14 protein-coding genes and 1 pseudogene are annotated in these 16,231 nt (G+C 72.3%); 9 read left to right on the plus strand and 6 right to left on the minus strand.

Annotated elements, in window-relative coordinates; translation table 11 throughout:
* Positions 1-6: 6 nt before the first annotated feature.
* The 7 genes and pseudogenes from thrC to ACWCPW_RS41595 all read left to right on the plus strand — a co-directional run.
* The gene (gene thrC, locus ACWCPW_RS41565) at positions 7-1,281 is read left to right on the plus strand and encodes a threonine synthase (protein ID WP_406297202.1); all 1,275 of its coding nucleotides are present in this window, start codon (positions 7-9) and stop codon (positions 1,279-1,281) included.
* Positions 1,278-1,556 carry a ubiquitin-like small modifier protein 1 gene (locus ACWCPW_RS41570; RefSeq protein WP_395874544.1) on the plus strand — a complete coding sequence of 93 codons (279 nt, stop codon included), beginning with the start codon at positions 1,278-1,280 and terminating at the stop codon, positions 1,554-1,556. The genes thrC and ACWCPW_RS41570 overlap by 4 nt, the downstream gene beginning before the upstream one ends.
* Positions 1,557-1,979: 423 nt before the next feature.
* Positions 1,980-2,183, plus strand: coding sequence for a cold-shock protein (locus tag ACWCPW_RS41575; protein ID WP_020557826.1), 204 nt, complete (start codon positions 1,980-1,982; stop codon positions 2,181-2,183).
* Positions 2,184-2,634: 451 nt separating this feature from the next.
* Positions 2,635-4,260 carry a chaperonin GroEL gene (groL, locus tag ACWCPW_RS41580; RefSeq protein WP_020557825.1) on the plus strand — a complete coding sequence of 542 codons (1,626 nt, stop codon included), beginning with the start codon at positions 2,635-2,637 and terminating at the stop codon, positions 4,258-4,260.
* 189 nt (positions 4,261-4,449) lie between these two features.
* Positions 4,450-5,028, plus strand: coding sequence for a Uma2 family endonuclease (locus ACWCPW_RS41585; RefSeq protein WP_406297204.1), 579 nt, complete (start codon positions 4,450-4,452; stop codon positions 5,026-5,028).
* A gap of 296 nt (positions 5,029-5,324) precedes the next feature.
* Positions 5,325-6,839 (plus strand): hypothetical protein, encoded by a 1,515-nt coding sequence (locus tag ACWCPW_RS41590; protein ID WP_449766817.1) that lies wholly within the window; start codon positions 5,325-5,327, stop codon positions 6,837-6,839.
* Positions 6,836-7,552: pseudogene (locus ACWCPW_RS41595) on the plus strand (ARPP-1 family domain-containing protein); the annotation flags it as partial. The gene ACWCPW_RS41590 and the pseudogene ACWCPW_RS41595, both read left to right, overlap by 4 nt.
* A gap of 254 nt (positions 7,553-7,806) precedes the next feature.
* Here ACWCPW_RS41595 and ACWCPW_RS41600 read toward each other — a convergent pair.
* Positions 7,807-8,190, minus strand: a complete 384-nt coding sequence (locus tag ACWCPW_RS41600; protein ID WP_449766818.1) for a hypothetical protein — start codon at positions 8,188-8,190, stop codon at positions 7,807-7,809.
* Between the two features lie 45 nt (positions 8,191-8,235).
* On the opposite strand from ACWCPW_RS41600, the gene ACWCPW_RS41605 reads away from it, so the two are divergent.
* A complete protein-coding gene (locus tag ACWCPW_RS41605; RefSeq protein WP_395874554.1) occupies positions 8,236-8,505 on the plus strand; it encodes a DUF4031 domain-containing protein in 270 nt (89 codons plus the stop codon).
* A gap of 33 nt (positions 8,506-8,538) precedes the next feature.
* Here the strand turns inward: ACWCPW_RS41605 and ACWCPW_RS41610 are convergent, their stop codons facing one another.
* Together ACWCPW_RS41610 and ACWCPW_RS41615 are read right to left on the minus strand one after the other, a co-directional pair.
* Positions 8,539-9,201, minus strand: a complete 663-nt coding sequence (locus ACWCPW_RS41610) for an HD domain-containing protein (protein WP_449766819.1) — start codon at positions 9,199-9,201, stop codon at positions 8,539-8,541.
* A gap of 81 nt (positions 9,202-9,282) precedes the next feature.
* Positions 9,283-11,403: a HelD family protein gene (locus ACWCPW_RS41615; RefSeq protein ID WP_449766820.1), complete on the minus strand. Its 2,121-nt coding sequence runs from the start codon at positions 11,401-11,403 to the stop codon at positions 9,283-9,285.
* A gap of 798 nt (positions 11,404-12,201) precedes the next feature.
* Here ACWCPW_RS41615 and ACWCPW_RS41620 point away from each other — a divergent pair.
* A complete protein-coding gene (locus tag ACWCPW_RS41620) occupies positions 12,202-13,521 on the plus strand; it encodes a M14 family zinc carboxypeptidase (RefSeq protein WP_449766821.1) in 1,320 nt (439 codons plus the stop codon).
* 566 nt (positions 13,522-14,087) lie between these two features.
* Here ACWCPW_RS41620 and otsB read toward each other — a convergent pair.
* From otsB to ACWCPW_RS41635, 3 genes are read right to left on the minus strand one after another with little or no spacing between them, the layout of a single operon-like run.
* The gene (gene otsB / locus ACWCPW_RS41625; protein ID WP_449766822.1) at positions 14,088-14,939 is read right to left on the minus strand and encodes a trehalose-phosphatase; all 852 of its coding nucleotides are present in this window, start codon (positions 14,937-14,939) and stop codon (positions 14,088-14,090) included.
* Positions 14,940-14,949: 10 nt separating this feature from the next.
* Entirely contained in the window at positions 14,950-15,774 is an 825-nt protein-coding gene (locus ACWCPW_RS41630) for a LytR C-terminal domain-containing protein (RefSeq protein WP_449766823.1), read from the minus strand.
* 10 nt (positions 15,775-15,784) lie between these two features.
* The gene (locus tag ACWCPW_RS41635; RefSeq protein ID WP_449766824.1) at positions 15,785-16,120 is read right to left on the minus strand and encodes a DUF3263 domain-containing protein; all 336 of its coding nucleotides are present in this window, start codon (positions 16,118-16,120) and stop codon (positions 15,785-15,787) included.
* Between the last annotated feature and the right edge of the window lie 111 nt (positions 16,121-16,231).

Consider the following 16,231-nt stretch of genomic DNA (forward strand, 5'->3'; position numbering starts at 1 on the left):
CTCGCCATGGCGACACCCACCGCCACCCGTTCCACCAGCGCCACCTCCACCTCCTTCGGTCCGGCCGTCGCGCTGTCGTGTCGCGAGTGCGGCGAACGCACCGAACTGGGCCCCAAGTACGCCTGCGAGTCCTGTTTCGGCCCGCTCGAGGTGGCCTACGACTTCGGCACCGTGACGCGTGAGCGGATCGAGGCCGGCCCGCAGAACATCTGGCGCTACGCGCCGCTCCTGCCGGTGTCCGCGGACGTCGCGTCCCGGCCCAACCTGAACCCCGGTTTCACCAAGCTGGTCCGCGCCGAGAACCTGGGCCGCGAGCTGGGCATCGCGAAGCTGCACGTCAAGGACGACTCGGGCAACCCGACGCACTCCTTCAAGGACCGCGTGGTCGCGATCGCCGTCGAGGCCGCGCGCACGTTCGGCTTCACCACCCTCTCCTGCTCCTCCACCGGCAACCTGGCCGGCGCGGTGGGTGCCGCCGCCGCCCGGGCGGGCCTGCGCAGCTGCGTGTTCATCCCGTCCGACCTGGAGGCCGGCAAGGTCGTCACGGCGGCCGTGTACGGCGGCGAGCTGGTCGCCATCGAGGGCACCTACGACGAGGTCAACCGGTTCTGCTCGGAGCTGATCGGCGACCCGGCCGGTGAGGACTGGGGCTTCGTCAACGTCAACCTGCGGCCGTACTACGGCGAGGGTTCCAAGACGCTCGCGTACGAGATCGCCGAGCAGCTCGGCTGGCGGCTGCCCGAGCAGATCGTCATCCCGATCGCGTCCGGTTCGCAGCTCACCAAGATCGACAAGGGTTTCCGCGAGCTGATCGCGCTGGGTCTGGTCGAGGACGCGCCGTACAAGATCTTCGGCGCGCAGGCCACCGGGTGCTCCCCGGTGGCCGCCGCGTGGAAGGCCGGCCACGACGTGATCCGCCCGGTGCGGCCGGACACGATCGCCAAGTCGCTCGCGATCGGCAACCCGGCCGACGGCCCGTACGTGCTGGACGTGTGCAAGCGCACCGGCGGCGCGGTGGAGGACGTCACCGACGCCGAGGTGGTCGAGGCGATGAAGCTGCTGGCCCGCACCGAGGGCATCTTCGGCGAGACCGCCGGTGGCGTGACCGTCGGCTGCCTGCGCAAGCTGCTCGCGTCCGGCGCGCTGGACCCGGACGCCGAGACGGTCGTGCTCAACACGGGCGACGGCCTCAAGACGTTGGACGCGGTCACGCCGACCACCGGCGCCACCGCGACCATTCGACCCACTCTGGAATCCTTCCGAAAGGCCGGCCTGGCATGAGCGTCTCCGTTCGCATCCCGACGATCCTGCGCACCTACACGGGTGGGGCGGCCGAGGTGTCCGTCGAGGGGAGCACCCTCGCCGAGGTCCTGGACGCCTTGGAAAAGGACCACACCGGAATTCGCGCGCGCATCCTCGACGACGAGGGCAAGCTGCGCCGCTTTGTGAATCTGTACGTGAACGACGAGGACGTGCGCTTCGCGGACGGTCTCGCCACCACGATCCCCGACAACGGCAGCGTTTCGATCATCCCGGCGGTCGCCGGCGGTTGCTGACGCGATAGGCCGACCGTGTCGATCTTCATCGGCACGGATCACGAAACGGAACCGAGAAATCCGCTGTCCGGAGCACCGGGCAGCGGATTTCCTCTCTCCCCGGCGGGTCGTGCGTTACACGTGTTTACCCGGGTCCATTTCCCCGCTTTGGCGGCGTCCCGTCGGTAAACCCGTGGTCGGAATCACATCCGATATGTATCGAAAGTCGTTTTCCTGACGAATTGAAATACGGCTTTCCTGGCGGTTCGCGAAGAATGCGAGCTTTATTCACTCGGGAATTCTCGTCCGATTGACCTGTTGCTCCGGGCATCCGTCCGGATACATTCAGCCGCGGTCGTAGCGGAAGGCCGGGTCCTTCTGGATACGAACCCGGAGCTGCGGCGTGCAGTATCCGTGAAAGGGCCAGTAACAGGGGAGTTAGGAATGGCTCAGGGCGCCGTCAAGTGGTTCAACGCGGAGAAGGGGTACGGCTTCATCGCGGTCGACGGTGGTGCGGACGTTTTCGTCCACTACAGCGCGATCCAGATGGACGGGTACCGGACGCTCGAGGAGGGGCAGCGAGTCGAGTTCGAGATCTCGCAGGGGCAGAAGGGGCCGCAGGCCGACATGGTCCGCGTCACCGCCTGAACCAGGGGGCATCCGCTCCTCTGCTTGAAACGGTCCACACCACGGACTGCACGACACATCGCGGCACAACACCTGTCCCGATCTCTCGTCCGACCTGTTGTCCGATGGTCGGATCGGATGCGTATCGGGTGTGACCAGTGACCGGGGCCCGGCCTTCCCGCCATGCGGGGGCCGGGCCCCGGTCGTTGTGCGTGCGGTCGCGCGGACCCGCGCTTCGTGCGACACGCGCGGGGGTGTGCGCGGACGGGTCGGGACCGGCCGTTGCGCTTGCACTCGGCATGGCCGAGTGCTAATCATTGGCGTTAGCACTCTGGATGTGAGAGTGACAGAAACGGACCGAGCCGGTGAGGCTCGGCACCCGTGAGGGAGGGATCCTCGCGGTGGTCGGGTCGTCCGTCGCGGGCACCTGTGCGGTCCGGCACTCACCCCCGTTCTGGGAGGACTTCACCACATGGCCAAGATCATCGCGTTCAACGAGGAAGCGCGCCGCGGCCTCGAGCGCGGGATGAACCAGCTCGCCGACGCCGTCAAGGTCACGCTGGGCCCCAAGGGCCGCAACGTCGTGCTCGAGAAGAAGTGGGGTGCGCCCACCATCACCAACGATGGTGTGAGCATCGCCAAGGAGATCGAGCTCGAGGACCCGTACGAGAAGATCGGTGCGGAGCTGGTCAAGGAGGTCGCGAAGAAGACGGACGACGTCGCCGGTGACGGCACGACGACCGCGACCGTCCTCGCCCAGGCGCTCGTACGCGAGGGCCTGCGCAACGTGGCCGCCGGCGCGAACCCGATGGCCCTCAAGCGTGGCATCGAGAAGGCCGTCGAGGCCGTCTCCGAGCAGCTTCTCGCGCTTGCCAAGGACGTCGAGACGAAGGAGCAGATCGCCTCCACCGCCTCGATCTCCGCCGCGGACCCCCTGATCGGCGAGATGATCGCCGAGGCCATGGACAAGGTCGGCAAGGAAGGCGTCATCACCGTCGAGGAGAGCAACACCTTCGGTCTCGAGCTCGAGCTCACCGAGGGCATGCGCTTCGACAAGGGCTACATCTCGCCGTACTTCGCGACCGACATGGAGCGCATGGAGGCCGTCCTCGAAGACGCCTACGTGCTCATCGTCAACTCGAAGATCACCTCGGTGAAGGACCTCCTCCCGCTGCTGGAGAAGGTCATGCAGTCGGGCAAGCCGCTCATGATCATCTCCGAGGACGTCGAGGGCGAGGCCCTGGCCACGCTCGTCGTCAACAAGATCCGCGGCACCTTCAAGTCCGTCGCCGTCAAGGCGCCGGGCTTCGGCGACCGTCGCAAGGCCATGCTCGGCGACATCGCCATCCTCACCGGTGGCCAGGTCATCTCCGAGGAGGTCGGCCTCAAGCTCGACACCGCGGGTCTCGAACTCCTCGGCCGCGCCCGCAAGGTCGTCGTCACCAAGGACGAGACGACCATCGTCGACGGTGCCGGTGACTCGGACCAGGTCGCGGGTCGGGTCAACCAGATCCGCGCCGAGATCGAGAACTCGGACTCGGACTACGACCGCGAGAAGCTCCAGGAGCGCCTCGCGAAGCTGGCCGGCGGCGTTGCCGTGATCAAGGCCGGCGCCGCGACCGAGGTCGAGCTCAAGGAGCGCAAGCACCGCATCGAGGACGCGGTGCGCAACGCGAAGGCCGCCGTCGAGGAGGGCATCGTCGCCGGTGGTGGCGTGGCCCTGCTCCAGGCGTCGACCATCGCGTTCGACAAGCTCGAGCTGGACGGCGACGAGGCGACCGGCGCGAACATCGTGCGCCTGGCCGTCGAGGCCCCGCTCAAGCAGATCGCGGTCAACGCCGGCCTCGAGGGCGGCGTGGTTGTGGAGAAGGTGCGCAACCTGACCCCGGGTCACGGCCTCAACGCCGCGACCGGCGAGTACGTGGACCTCATCGCCGAGGGCATCATCGACCCGGCGAAGGTCACCCGTTCCGCGCTGCAGAACGCCGCGTCGATCGCCGCGCTGTTCCTGACCACCGAGGCTGTCATCGCCGACAAGCCGGAGAAGAACCCGGCCCCGGCCGGCGGCGCTCCGGACATGGGCGGCATGGACTTCTGATCCACTGAGGATCGGTAGACCCGCACGGTCTCGACGCGAGAGGCGGTCCCCTTCGGGGGGCCGCCTCTTTCGCGTTTCCGCGTGTTCGAGCCTTGTTCGCTCGTTCGAGTGGCGGTGGCGACTTACCCTGAAACGGTCTCCGGGCGGCCGTAGCGTCGTTCTCGTACGACATGGATCGAGGTGGGCGAGGTGGACGAGTTGACCGCACCCGTGATCGAAGTGAGCACCGCCTGGCGCGACATCGTGACCATGTGGAAGGAATTGGAGGCGCCCGAAGGCTGGCGCGCCGAGTTCGACGGAGAGAACATCACGATGTCGCCGCCTCCGGGACACAGGCATGAATTGATCGCGGACGACCTCCATTGGCAGCTGCGTCGGGCCGCCCCCGAGGGATGCGGTGTCTTTCAGCATCTCGGCGTGGAGATCATGTCGGTCGGCCGGCTGTGTATTCCCGACCTGGTGGTGATGGCACGGGAAGACGTCGCCACGCCGACTCCGGCGGATCGGGTTCTTCTCGTCGCCGAGATCACCTCCCCGAGCAACGCGGGCACCGATCGTGTCGACAAGCTGCGGGCATACGCACACGGACCGATTCCGCTCTACCTGCTCGTCGATCGGTGGGACAAGGACGGCCCGGCGGCGACGTTGTACTCCGAGCCGGACGGCAAGGTCTACCAGCGCATCCAGCGCGTCGATTTCGGCGGATCGGTCGCCATCCCCGGGCCCTTCGGTATCGAACTGGACACCTCGGACTTCCCCTCGAGGTAATAATCGCCGGCACCGGCGGTACCTCGCTCGTAGGCTCGTAGCGCGACTCCGGGAACTACGCGTTCCTTCTGTCTTGGCGTACAAGCGCTTTTGGGGTGCTTGGGGTTCGAATCCCTATCCGGGACCCGTGACCTGCCCGGAGTCGCGTGCCATCGCACCCGGGGAACTGCGCGTTCGTACAGAGCCGTTTCCCATGGGTTGGAAGCGGTCCCGGCGGAGGGGTCTTCGGACCCCGGTGAAACTTGGACCACAACGGACCCGCGACCTGCCCCGGGTGCCCACGGGGGAGCCTTTCGATGACCGAGATCACCCGCGCCCTGAGCGCCGACAATCCGACCCGCGCCGAGGCCGCCGCCACCGTCGTCCGCTTCCTGGACGTCGCCGTGGCCGCGACCGGGCGGGCCTCCTTCTACAACACCCGCGACGAGCAGCTCGCCCTGGAGCAGGACGCGCACCGCGCGATGATCGCCCTGGACCGGCGGTTGTACGCGGGTCTGGTGTGCTCCCCCGGAGCCACCGACCGCAGCCGGCAGCTCGGCGTGCTGCACCTGCTCGACACGCCCGCGCGCGAGGAGGACGGCACCGCCGTGTACGACGCGGTCGCCGCGCTGACCGTGCCGCGTCGGCTCAAGCTGTTCGGGCTGCTGGCCGAGCGGCGGGTCAACAACGCGCGGGTGCGCCGACTGATCCTGCGCAGCGTCCTGGGCTCCGGCTCGCTGGAGTTGTGGTCGGTGCGCTACCGGGACAAGCTCGCCGCCGCACTGCGGCACGCGTGGGGCCTGCGGCTGAGCGGCATCCTGCGCTCGATCCTGACCAAGCGGCTCGCCGGCGCGGAACTCGACCCGAAGGAACGGCGCATCCTCGCCCGCGAGCTGGACCGCTGGGCGCCCGACCCGGCCGACCCCGCCGTCGCCCGCGAGTGCGTCGCGTTCGTGCTCGGCGCCGACGGCCCGTACACGCTGCCGCTCCCGGTCGCGTATCGGGCCGCCCGCACCGACCTGGACGCGGGCGCGGCGCTGCCGCTGGAGACGCTCGAAGGGCTGCGCGGCCGATTCCACCCGAACGAGAAGCCCGCGCGTGTCCTGGCGCTGACCGCCGATCGGCTGACCGCGGGCCAGCGGCTCGCCGGGCAGCGGCAGGCCGAGCGTGCGGGCGTCGAGGTCGAGGTCGACCTCGACCGCTACGACGCGGTCCGGCTCTACCTCTACGCGTTCGCGACCGGGATGACCGACGAGGTCGCCGCGGCGCTGGATCGGCGGGCCGCGGCCGGCGCCGCCGGGCTCGACCTGGCCGGCCGTCGGATCGCCCTGGTGCTGGACGGGTCCGCCTCGATGCGCGGCGGCACCGATCAGCCACTGCGGCCGATCGCCACGGTGCTCGCGCTGCGCGACGCGCTGCGGGCGGCGGCGGGCGAGTGCCACGACGTGTGGATCGGCGGCGCCCCGGACGGCCGACTGGTGCGACCCACCGGCGCCACGGCGGCGGCCGAGGCTCTGGTCGCCGCGCTGCGCACCGACGCCGAGCTGATCGTGGTGATCGGCGACGGCTACGAGAACGCGCCCGCCGGACGGTTCGCGCAGGTGCTCGACGCCGCGCACACCCTGGGCGTCGCGGTGCCGGTGGTCCAGCTCTCGCCCGTGCTCGCGGCCGAGGCGGGCGGCCTGCGCGGCTACGCGCCGGACCTGCCCACCGCCCCCGTCCATCGTCCCGAGGCCCTCGAACTCGCCTGGTGCCGGCTGATGTTGGTCGCCGACCCGGCCGCCGCCGTACCCGCCCTGCTGCGCCTGGCCCACCTGGAGGTGACCGGATGAACACCCTCGCCCACGACGCGCTGCCGATCGGCGACCTGCTGGCCGGCTGCACCCTGGGTCGGGTGCAGAGCGTCGGCCGGATGCAGGTGTTGCCGCTGCTCGGCGACACCTGCGACGCGCCCGCCGTGACGCTCCCGACCGATCTGTGGATCGGCACGAGCGGCTACGGCACGCTCACCTTCGTCAACCACACGCCGAACGTCGCGCTGATCCCGTGTCACCTCGCGGTGATCGTCGAGCAGAGCGCGCAGGACCACGCGATGCCGCGCGCCGCCATGGTCGAGCCCTCGGATCGGCTCGCCTTCGACGCGGCGATGTGCGTCCAGCAGACCCAGCCCGGACTGATCCCCGAGGCACCGCGGTCGCTCGCCGTGCTGCCGCTCGCGCTGCGCGCCGCCGCGTCGGCGAGCGCGGACGCGGACGGTTACAGCAGGTTGTGGCCGGCCGTGCAGCGCTTCAACGCGTCCTCCGGCCTCGCCGAGACCGGGAACCTGGCGCTGTTCCTGAAGCACTTCGCGCTCGAGCTCGAACGCTTCGTCGCCGAGTTCGAGTGCGTCGACGAGCAGGTGGGCGCGGTGGTGCTGCTGGACGGCGCGATCGCCGGGATCGAGCGGGCGCCCTCGCGGGCGTACTGGTCGGTGATGTGGGAGCCGCTGATCCGGTTCTGCTACGGCGCGGAGGCGCTGTGCCTCAGTCCGCGCGACGTGGGCGATCCGCCGCCGAGCCGGACCGTGCTGAGCCTGCCCGGCGGCGACGGCGCGGCGGCCGGCGACCCGTACGACGTGCTCGCCCAGGCGCTGCGGGCCGCCGACGCCGAGGAGCGGCGGCGCGCCGAGCACACGCTGGACGCCGCCGGCGCGCAGGTGGTGACGGTGACGCCGGAGCACACGCACGCCGGTGTCACCGTGGGCCGGGCCCGGAGCGAGCGGCTGGTCGGCGCGTACGCGGTCGGCGGCGACCGGCCGATCTACGCGTCGTTGACGGCGCGCTCGTTCGGCGGCCGAGTGGGCGCGAGGCCGCCGAGCGGGGCGATCACCTCGGCGTCGCGTTCGCAGACCCAGTGCGGGTCCTCGCCCAATTCGGCTTCGAGGTAGAGCGGGTGGTCGTCGTGCCGTGGGCACGGCGGCCACACCGTGCCCTGCTCGGTGAGCGCCTCCTGGACGTCCTGGCCGATCAGTCCGGGAACGTACGCGGCGCCGTCGGGCCACTGCTCGACCCACCACTTGCGCTCGACCAGCGCGTGCTCGACCACGGTCACGGTCTCGGGGGTCTCGACGCCGTGCGTGCGCAGATCGGCCAGGACCAGGGCGCGGGCGGTCAACAGGGCGACGTCGGTCGGATCCTTGCTCATGGTCCACAAGTGTGCGCGATCGCGACGTATACGAGAATCGACCGCGTGGCACTTCTCATCGATCCCCCCGCCTGGCCCGGACGCGGGCGGCTGTGGTCGCACCTCGTCAGCGACGTCTCGCACGCCGAACTGCACGCGTTCGCGCGCGAACTCGGCGCGCCGGAGCGCGCGTTCGACCGCGATCACTACGACGTCCCGGCCGACCTGTACGCACGGGCGGTGGCGAACGGGGCCGAGCCGGTCTCCAGTCGGGAACTGGTGATCCGGCTGACCCGGGCGGGGCTGCGCCGGCGCAAGCGGTACCGCCCGCGCTAGGGCGTCCGCCGTGCCGAGCCGGGCGGCGCCGGGTCAGGACTGCTGGCGCGGGATCGTGCCCTCGAGTCGTTCCAGTTCGGCGCGCATGTTGTAGCGGGCCGCCTCCTCGTACCGTGCCGCGCCCAGGCGGGTGTGGAACAGTCGGGGCAGCGACATCAGGTCGCGCAGCACGGCGGCGCGGGCGGCGCGGAACGCCTCGTCCGGGACGAACGCGTACTCCTCGCGGACCGCCGCCGTGTACGCCTCGTAGCGCTCGCGGTCGGCGGCCAGGATGGCCAGGTCCGCGTCGCACAGGACGTGCGCGTTGTGGTCGTGCTCGCCGGGCGCGTGCTCGGCGGTCACCCGGACCAGACGCACCGTCTCGGCCACCAGCGCCGGGTTCACGCCCGCCTCGCGCAGGCCGCGCTCGGCCAGCCGCGCGCTGCGCTCCTCGTTGTCGGCCCGGGCCGGGTCGTAGACCGCGTCGTGGAACCACGCGGCGAGCACGACCGCGTCGGCGTCGTCGGCCTCGTAGGCCAGTTCGCCGACCAGGTCGAGCACGGTGCGCAGATGGTCGGTGTCGTGATAGCGGCGGTGCGGCTCGGCATAGCGCGCCAGCAGGCTCTCGACGACGGCGCCCGCCTCGGCGTGCTCACCGACGAGCCGGGCCCATTGGTCCCGCAGTGTCACAGTCGCGGACTCCTGGATACGTTCCACCCGGCCAGCATGGCAGAACGAGCGAGCGAAGCCGACCACCAACCGGTTCGACACACGCGGTTCACTCGTATTGGATGCCCGTCACCGACGCGGCAGGACCGGTACCGCCAGCGGTTCCGGGAGCGGGCGCGCGTGCAGCACGACCAGCGCGGACACCGCGCGGGTGAGCACCACGTAGAGCCGACGCAGCCCCTGGGTCTCGGCGTCCACGATCTCGGCCGGCTCGGCGACCGCGACGTGGTCGAACTCCAGACCCTTGGCCAGCGACGCGGGCACCACGCTGATCCGGGCCTCCTCGGCGCCGCCCTCCTCCCCCAGCACCCGGTGCGCGGCGCCGGTCGCGCGCAACGCTTCGGCCACCTCCGACACCCGGGCGTCGGCGCAGATCAGGCCGACCGAGCCCTCGTGCGCGAGCAGTTCCAGGGCCGCGTCGGCGGACCGGGCGGCCAGTTCGTCGGCCTCGACCGGGCGCAGGGCCAGCGCGCCGGCCGCCTGGCGGACCGAGGACGCCGGCGCCAGGCCGGGCGCGATCACCGGCAGCAGCCGGCTCGCGAACTCCAGGATCTGGAGCGGCACCCGGAAGCCCCGGGTCAGCTCCTCGATCCTGGCCCCCTCGTGCCCCAGGTGGTGCAGCGTCTGCGCCCAGCCGGGGGTGGCCCACGGCGTGGTGCCCTGCGCGATGTCGCCGAGCACCGTGGCCGAGCCGGTGGAACAGCGCCGGCCCACCGCGCGCAGTTGCATCGGGGACAGGTCCTGCGCCTCGTCGATCACCACGTGTCCGTAGCCGCCGGTGCGGTAGAGCAGGTCGGCGGTCTCGTCCACGAGCACCGCGTCGGCCACGGTCCAGCGCGCGGATCCCACCCCGCGCGGCGGCGTGGCCCAGCCGATCGCGGCCTGTTCGTCGGCGGTCAGCACGCCGTCCGCGCACGCGGCCCGGAACCCGGCGTCGCCCAGCAGCCGGAACACCAGCTTGAGCGGGTCCACCGCGGGCCAGATCGCGTCCACCGCCGCCTTGACCGGCCGGCTGCGCGCGACCGCGTCCTGGACCCGGTCGTCCGGGGACTCGCCGCGCTCCTCCATCTTGGTCAGCAGCGCGTGCGCGACCCGTTGGCGGAGCATGTCGCGCGCGGCGCCGTAGCGCACGTCGCGCGTGCGCAGCGCGGCCACCAGCTCCTCGACCTCGTACACCGCCAGTCGCCAGGTGCGCGAGTCGCGGACCACGGCCACCGACTCGGTCGGCGCGCGCAGCCCCGACCACACCGCGCGCCGGAGCACCTCGGCCATCCGCGCGTCGCCCTTGATCGTGCCGGACTCCGCCTCGTCGAGGGCCCGGACCTTGATCTTGGAGGTGCGGGTGACCAGGTCCTCGACGGTGGTCTGGCCGACCTCGATCTCGCCGAGCGCGGGCAGCACCTGCTGGATGTAGTCGAGGAAGGACCGGTTCGGGCCGACCACCAGGGTGCCGCTGCGGGCGAGGCGGTCCCGGTAGGCGTACAGCAGCCAGGCCACGCGGTGCAGGCCGACGGCGGTCTTCCCGGTGCCGGGCGCGCCCTGCACGCACAGCGTGTGGCCCAGGTCGGAGCGCACGATCTCGTCCTGCTCGGGCTGGATGGTCGCGACGATGTCGCGCATCGGCCCCACGCGCGGGCGCTCGATCTCCGCCGCGAGGATCCCGCTGGCGGTGTCCGCCTCGTCCGGGTCGCTCAGGTGCTCGTCCTCGAACGCGGTCAGCTCGCCCGCCGTCCAGCCGAACCGGCGGCGCAGTTCGACGCCGAGCGGCTCGGCGCGGTTGGCCCGGTAGAAGGCGCGGGACAGCGGCGCGCGCCAGTCCACCACCATCGGGTCGCCGAGTTCGTCGTGCACGTGTCGGCGGCCGATCCAGAAGGACTCGACCGGCTTGCTCGGGTCGGCGCTCACCTCGACCGGTTCGACGCCCTCGACACCGTCGGCGAACCGGCCGTCGACCCGGCCGAAGAACAGCGGCGAGCCGGCGTGGTCGGCCAGCGCGACGATCCGCTTGGCGATCAGGTGTTGTGCGGTCTCGTTGGCGACGGCGGTGGCACCGACGTCGCGCAGGTCCAGCGCCTCGGTCTCCTCGCGCATCCGGCGCAGCGCGGCGCGGGAGGAGTCGAGGTAGGCGCGTTCGACGTCGAGCGCGTCGCGGGCGGGCAGGGCGGGGCCGGGTGTGGCGGGCGCGGACATGACTCTCCGGTTCGTGGCGGCGACGGATCGGAGCCCGGCCGTGCGCGATGCCACGTCCTGGTGCGCCCCTGCGGAGGGCACGGGCCGGGCGCCCGGAGGCGGCGGCCCGCGCGACCCACCGGTGCCGGGCGCCGAGGACGGTTCCCGATCACTGCACTGGGTGGGACAGCGGAATCAGCGAGCCTAGGCGAGTCCGGCTCTCCCATCAACTCCCTATCGCAGGCCATGCTCTGTTTTGCCTGGGCGTGGACGCGTGGAGGCGTGGACGCGTGGAGGCGTGGACGTGGGCGGGCGCGTGGACGCGTGGACGTGGGCGGGCGCGTGGACGCGTGGACGTGGGCGGGCGGGCCGCGAACCCGCGCGGGGTGGGTGCGGCCGATCACGCGCGGGTTCGAGGCGCGGGTTCGAGGCGCGGGTTCGAGACGCAGGTGCAAGGAACGGGTACAACGCGCGGGAACGACGAGCGAGTTCGAGGCGCGGGTTCGAGACGCGGGTGCAAGGAACGGGAACGACGCGCGGGAACGACGCGCGAGTTCGAGGCGCGGGTGCAAGGAACGGGAACGACGCGTGGGCACGACGCGTGGGCACGACGCGTGGGCACGACGCGTGGGCACGACGCGTGGGTTCGACGCGTGGGTTCGACGCGTGGGTTCGACGCGCGGGTTCGACGCGCGGGTTCGACGCGCGGGAACGACGCGCGGGAACGACGCGCGGGAACGACGACCACCCGGGCGCGTGGGCGGTCGGTCGGGGTGGTGGCGGGGTGTCGATCGTGGTGAAGGGGACGGTGGTTCGGGGATGAGGGCGTGGACGGCGAGGACGGTGCTCGCGATGGCGCTGGTGGCCGGGATCGCGCTCGCGCCCGCTCCGCCGGGCGGTGGGCGCGGAGGCCGGGTGCCGACCGGTTTCGAGCGGCGCGGCGGGACCGCCTGGACGACGCTCTCCCAGGAACAGGACCTCCTGCGCGACCTGGTCTCGGCGACCCCGGGCCCGGAACGGGCCGGGTGGGGCGCCGCGCGGGTCACGGTGACCCGGGTCGGCACCAGCGCGCGCGGCCGGGCGCTGGAGCTGATCACCGTGGCCGGGGCGGACACGGTGCCCGAACCGGTCCGCGTGTTGTTCGTGTGCGGTCAGCACGGCGACGAGCCGGCCGGTCGAGAGGCCTGCCTGAAGCTGGTTCGGGACCTGGCCGCCGATCGTTCGCCGGCGGGGCGTCGGCTGCTGGAGCGGGTCACCGTCCTGGTACTGGCCACCCCGAACCCGGACGGACTGGTGGCGGGCACCCGCGCCACCGCCGAGGGGGTGGACCTCAACCGCGACCACGTGGCGGTGAGTTCGCCCGAGGCGCGGGCCATCCGGCGGGTACTCCGCGAGGCGCGACCGCACATCGTGCACGACCTGCACGAGTTCGACGCGCCGACCGGCACGTACCCGACGCCGACCCTGTACCTATGGCCGCGCAACCTCAACGTGGCGCCCGAACTACGCTCCCTGGCAGTTGAGTTGGCGCGCGATCGGATCGGCGCCGCGCTACCCGCGGCGGGTTGGGCGGCGGGTGTCTACGGAGAGGGCACGGCGGGTCGGCATCTCGGCGGCGACGCGGACGAGCGGCTGCTGCGCAACGCGGCCGGGCTGGACCACGCGGTCGCGGTACTGGTCGAGATCGCCCGGCGGCCCATCTCGGCTCTGGAGCGCACGGATCCGGGCCTGCTCGGGCGGCGGCGGGTGGCCGCGCACCTGGTGGCCGCGCGGGCCACACTCCGGATGGCCGCCGAGCGCGGCGACACCATCGTCACGGCGGTGCGCACGTCCCGGGAGCGGGCCGTACGCGGCGGCGGGCCGGTGTACTTCGACGGGGCCGACAACGTCCCGGCCGGCCGAACGGCGGTCGGGCCGATGCCGTGCGCGTATCGGCTGACCCCGGCCGATTACGCCGACGCGCGGGCCGCGCTGGCCGCGCACGGCATCCGGGTCGAGCCGGACCTGCGGGTGGAGACGGCGCAACCGGCGGGCGCGATGGCCGCGTTGCTCCTGGACCCGAGGGCGCGCTTCGCGGTCGCGGAGGCAACCCCCCTGCCCTGCGCGGGTGAATCACCACCGACCGGCAACGAGTCCTGACGGCACGCGCGAGCACCACGAATCCCGAACGAGCACAAGGCCGCCGACGAGTCCCGACCGGGCGCACGCGCGCCACAGACCCCGTGCGGGCGCCCGCGCACAAACCCGCCGTGAGCAGCGCTCCCAGCCAGAGCAGTGCTCTCGTCACGTGGCGAGAGCACTGCTCACAACGAGAGCACCGCTCCGGGCGAAAGCACCACTCGTGACGAGAGCAGCGCACACGACGAGAGCACCGCTCACAGCGAGAGCACCGCTCACAACGAAAGCACCACCGCGGCGAGGCAACCGCTCACGGCAAGAACTCCACTCGAAGCAAGACCACCCCTCAGCGCGAGAGCACCGCTCACAGCAACAAGCACCACGCGTGACGAGAGCAGCGCTCACAGCAAGAGCACCCGCTCACGGCGAGAGCACTGCTCACAACGAGAGCACCGCCCGAGACGAGAGCACCGCTCACAGCGAGAACGCCGCCGCTCGCAGTATGGGCACCGCTCACGGCGAGAGCGCTGCTCACAACGAGAGCACCGCTCACGCCCCACACGCCGGGAACGGAGCGCCGAACCCGGCTATGCCCGCTCGACCCGGTCGGCGAGTGCGGCCAGCAGGTCGGCGACGCCCTCCGGGCCGGGGACGACCAGGTCGGCGCGTTCGGCCAAGGCGTGCACCTCGGCCGAGCCGCTGCACACGGTGAGGCCGGCGACGCCCTGCTCGCGCAATTCCTCGACCGCCTCGAACGCGGCGAGGTCGCCGAGGTCGTCGCCGGCGAAGAGCACCGACCCGGCCTGCTTCTCCTTGAGGAAGCCGGTCAGCGCGCGGCCCTTGTCCATTCCCCGGGGGCGCAGTTCCAGCACGTAGCGGCCGGGCTCGACGGCCAGGTCGTGCCGCGCCGCGAGTTCGGCGAGCGGGTCGCGCAGCAGCGCGAAGGTGGCGTCCGGGTCCGGGGCGCGGCGGGTGTGCACGGCCAGCGCGCTGCCCTTGTCCTCGATCCAGGTGCTGTTCCACACCTCGAGCGAGTGCAGCAGACCGGGCAGCGCGAGCCGCACCTCCCCCACCCCGCGCGGTGGTTCGGGCGCGCTGACCCGACCCGTCGCCGCGTCCCAGCGCTCCAGGCCGTAGTGGCCCAGGACCACGAGTTGTTCGAGCCCGGCGACGCCGCGAAAGCGGCCGTACTCGACGGCGACCGCGGCGGGGCGGCCGGTGACGATCACCGTCGCCGCCAGGTGCGGGGTCAGTCGGGACAGCGCCCGGACCGCGCGCATGTCCGCGCGGGCCTGGTCCGGGCGGTCGACGATCGGGGCGAGCGTGCCGTCGAAGTCGAGTGCGACGACCGCGCGGGCCGGTTCGCCGAGCAACGCGGCGAGGCCCGTGCGACCGGCCGGCGTGGTGGGTTCGGGCAGCGTGGACCGGTTCGAGGTCATGCCGACCAACCTACCCAGTGGTCAGCGAACCGAGCAGGCGATCCGCCGGCGGCACCACCTGGTCGTCGACCACGATCACGGTGAGTCGATGCAGCGGGATACCGGCGAAGGCCGGCTTGATCCGGCCGATCCCCGGCAGCGCGGCGGCCAGCGCGCGCGCCTGCCGCTCCTGGCCGACCGGGTGGTAGACGGTGGTGGCCGGGACCGCGCCGCGGAACACGTCGGTCCCGCTGACCTCCCAGCCCGCCGCCTCCAGCCGCCGGGCCATGCGTTCGGCCAGCGTGGGCACCTTGGTCTGGTCGAGCAGCACCACCTTGCCGCGCGCTCCCCGGGGCGCCGAGGGGGCTCGGGCGGGCGGCGCCGGGCGGGCCGACGCGGGCGGGGCCGCGATCGGGGCCGGTGCGGGGGCTTGCCGGGCGCGGTCCGCGGCCACGCGGGTCGCGGGCTCGTCCCGGCCGAGCGCGAGCACGCCCGCCACCGCGCAGAGCGCCAGGAGCGCGGCCACCGGAAGCAGGCCGCGCCGCGAACGCCCCGGTCCGGTCCGGCGCGCGAGGACGGGGGACGGGGACGCCCGCAGCCCGCCGATCAGATCGCGCTCGGCCGGCACCGCGTGCCCGCCGGCGACCGCCTCGGCCCGCCCGACCCGCCCGGCCCCTTCGGCCCGCCCGACCGCCTCGCCCCGCCCAACCCCTTCGCCCCGCCCAACCCGCCCAACCCGCCCAACCTGCCCGACCCGCTCGACCTCCTCGGCCCACAGGTCCTCGTTCGTCCAGATCAGGCCGTACCGACCGAAGCCGGCGAACACGTCGTACTCGTCCCTGCGGCGTGTGAACACCCCCGGCCCCTCAGTGCCCGGGACGACGCACAGTGGAACGGGCCTGTTGCCTGGCCTCGCGCAGCCGGCGCAGCCGCTGCACCAGCATCGGGTCGTGTTCGAGCGCCTCCGGCCGGTCGAGCAGCGTGTTCAGCACCTGGAAGTAGCGGGTCGCGGAGAAACCGAAGCGGTCGCGCACGGCACGTTCCTTGGCACCCGCGTGCTTCCACCACTGGCGTTCGAATTCGAGGATGTCCCGGTCCCGGTCGGACAATCCGCCGGCGGGAACCGCTTCGGAGAAGGTCGCCGCGGCGCCCTGCCCGGGAATCCCGGGCGGCTCGGGCCGCGCGTCGTGTTCCTCGCCCATCGGTCACCCCTTCGGTACCTCGCCCGGGCCCGTCGACCCGCTTCCGGCATTGTGCCCGCCCGTGCCGACGGACCACCGCACCGGCGCGGTGATTCGCCGGAAAAGCCCACG

This window comes from Embleya sp. NPDC001921 (assembly GCF_053594475.1).

Coding starts and splice junctions, on each gene's coding strand:
- thrC (WP_406297202.1), top strand. CDS start 7: ATGGCGACACCCACCGCCACCCGTTCCACCAGCGCCACCTCCACCTCC.
- ACWCPW_RS41570 (WP_395874544.1), top strand. CDS start 1,278: ATGAGCGTCTCCGTTCGCATCCCGACGATCCTGCGCACCTACACGGGT.
- ACWCPW_RS41575 (WP_020557826.1), top strand. CDS start 1,980: ATGGCTCAGGGCGCCGTCAAGTGGTTCAACGCGGAGAAGGGGTACGGC.
- groL (WP_020557825.1), top strand. CDS start 2,635: ATGGCCAAGATCATCGCGTTCAACGAGGAAGCGCGCCGCGGCCTCGAG.
- ACWCPW_RS41590 (WP_449766817.1), top strand. CDS start 5,325: ATGACCGAGATCACCCGCGCCCTGAGCGCCGACAATCCGACCCGCGCC.
- ACWCPW_RS41600 (WP_449766818.1), bottom strand. CDS start 8,190: ATGAGCAAGGATCCGACCGACGTCGCCCTGTTGACCGCCCGCGCCCTG.
- ACWCPW_RS41615 (WP_449766820.1), bottom strand. CDS start 11,403: ATGTCCGCGCCCGCCACACCCGGCCCCGCCCTGCCCGCCCGCGACGCG.
- ACWCPW_RS41620 (WP_449766821.1), top strand. CDS start 12,202: ATGAGGGCGTGGACGGCGAGGACGGTGCTCGCGATGGCGCTGGTGGCC.
- otsB (WP_449766822.1), bottom strand. CDS start 14,939: ATGACCTCGAACCGGTCCACGCTGCCCGAACCCACCACGCCGGCCGGT.
- ACWCPW_RS41635 (WP_449766824.1), bottom strand. CDS start 16,120: ATGGGCGAGGAACACGACGCGCGGCCCGAGCCGCCCGGGATTCCCGGG.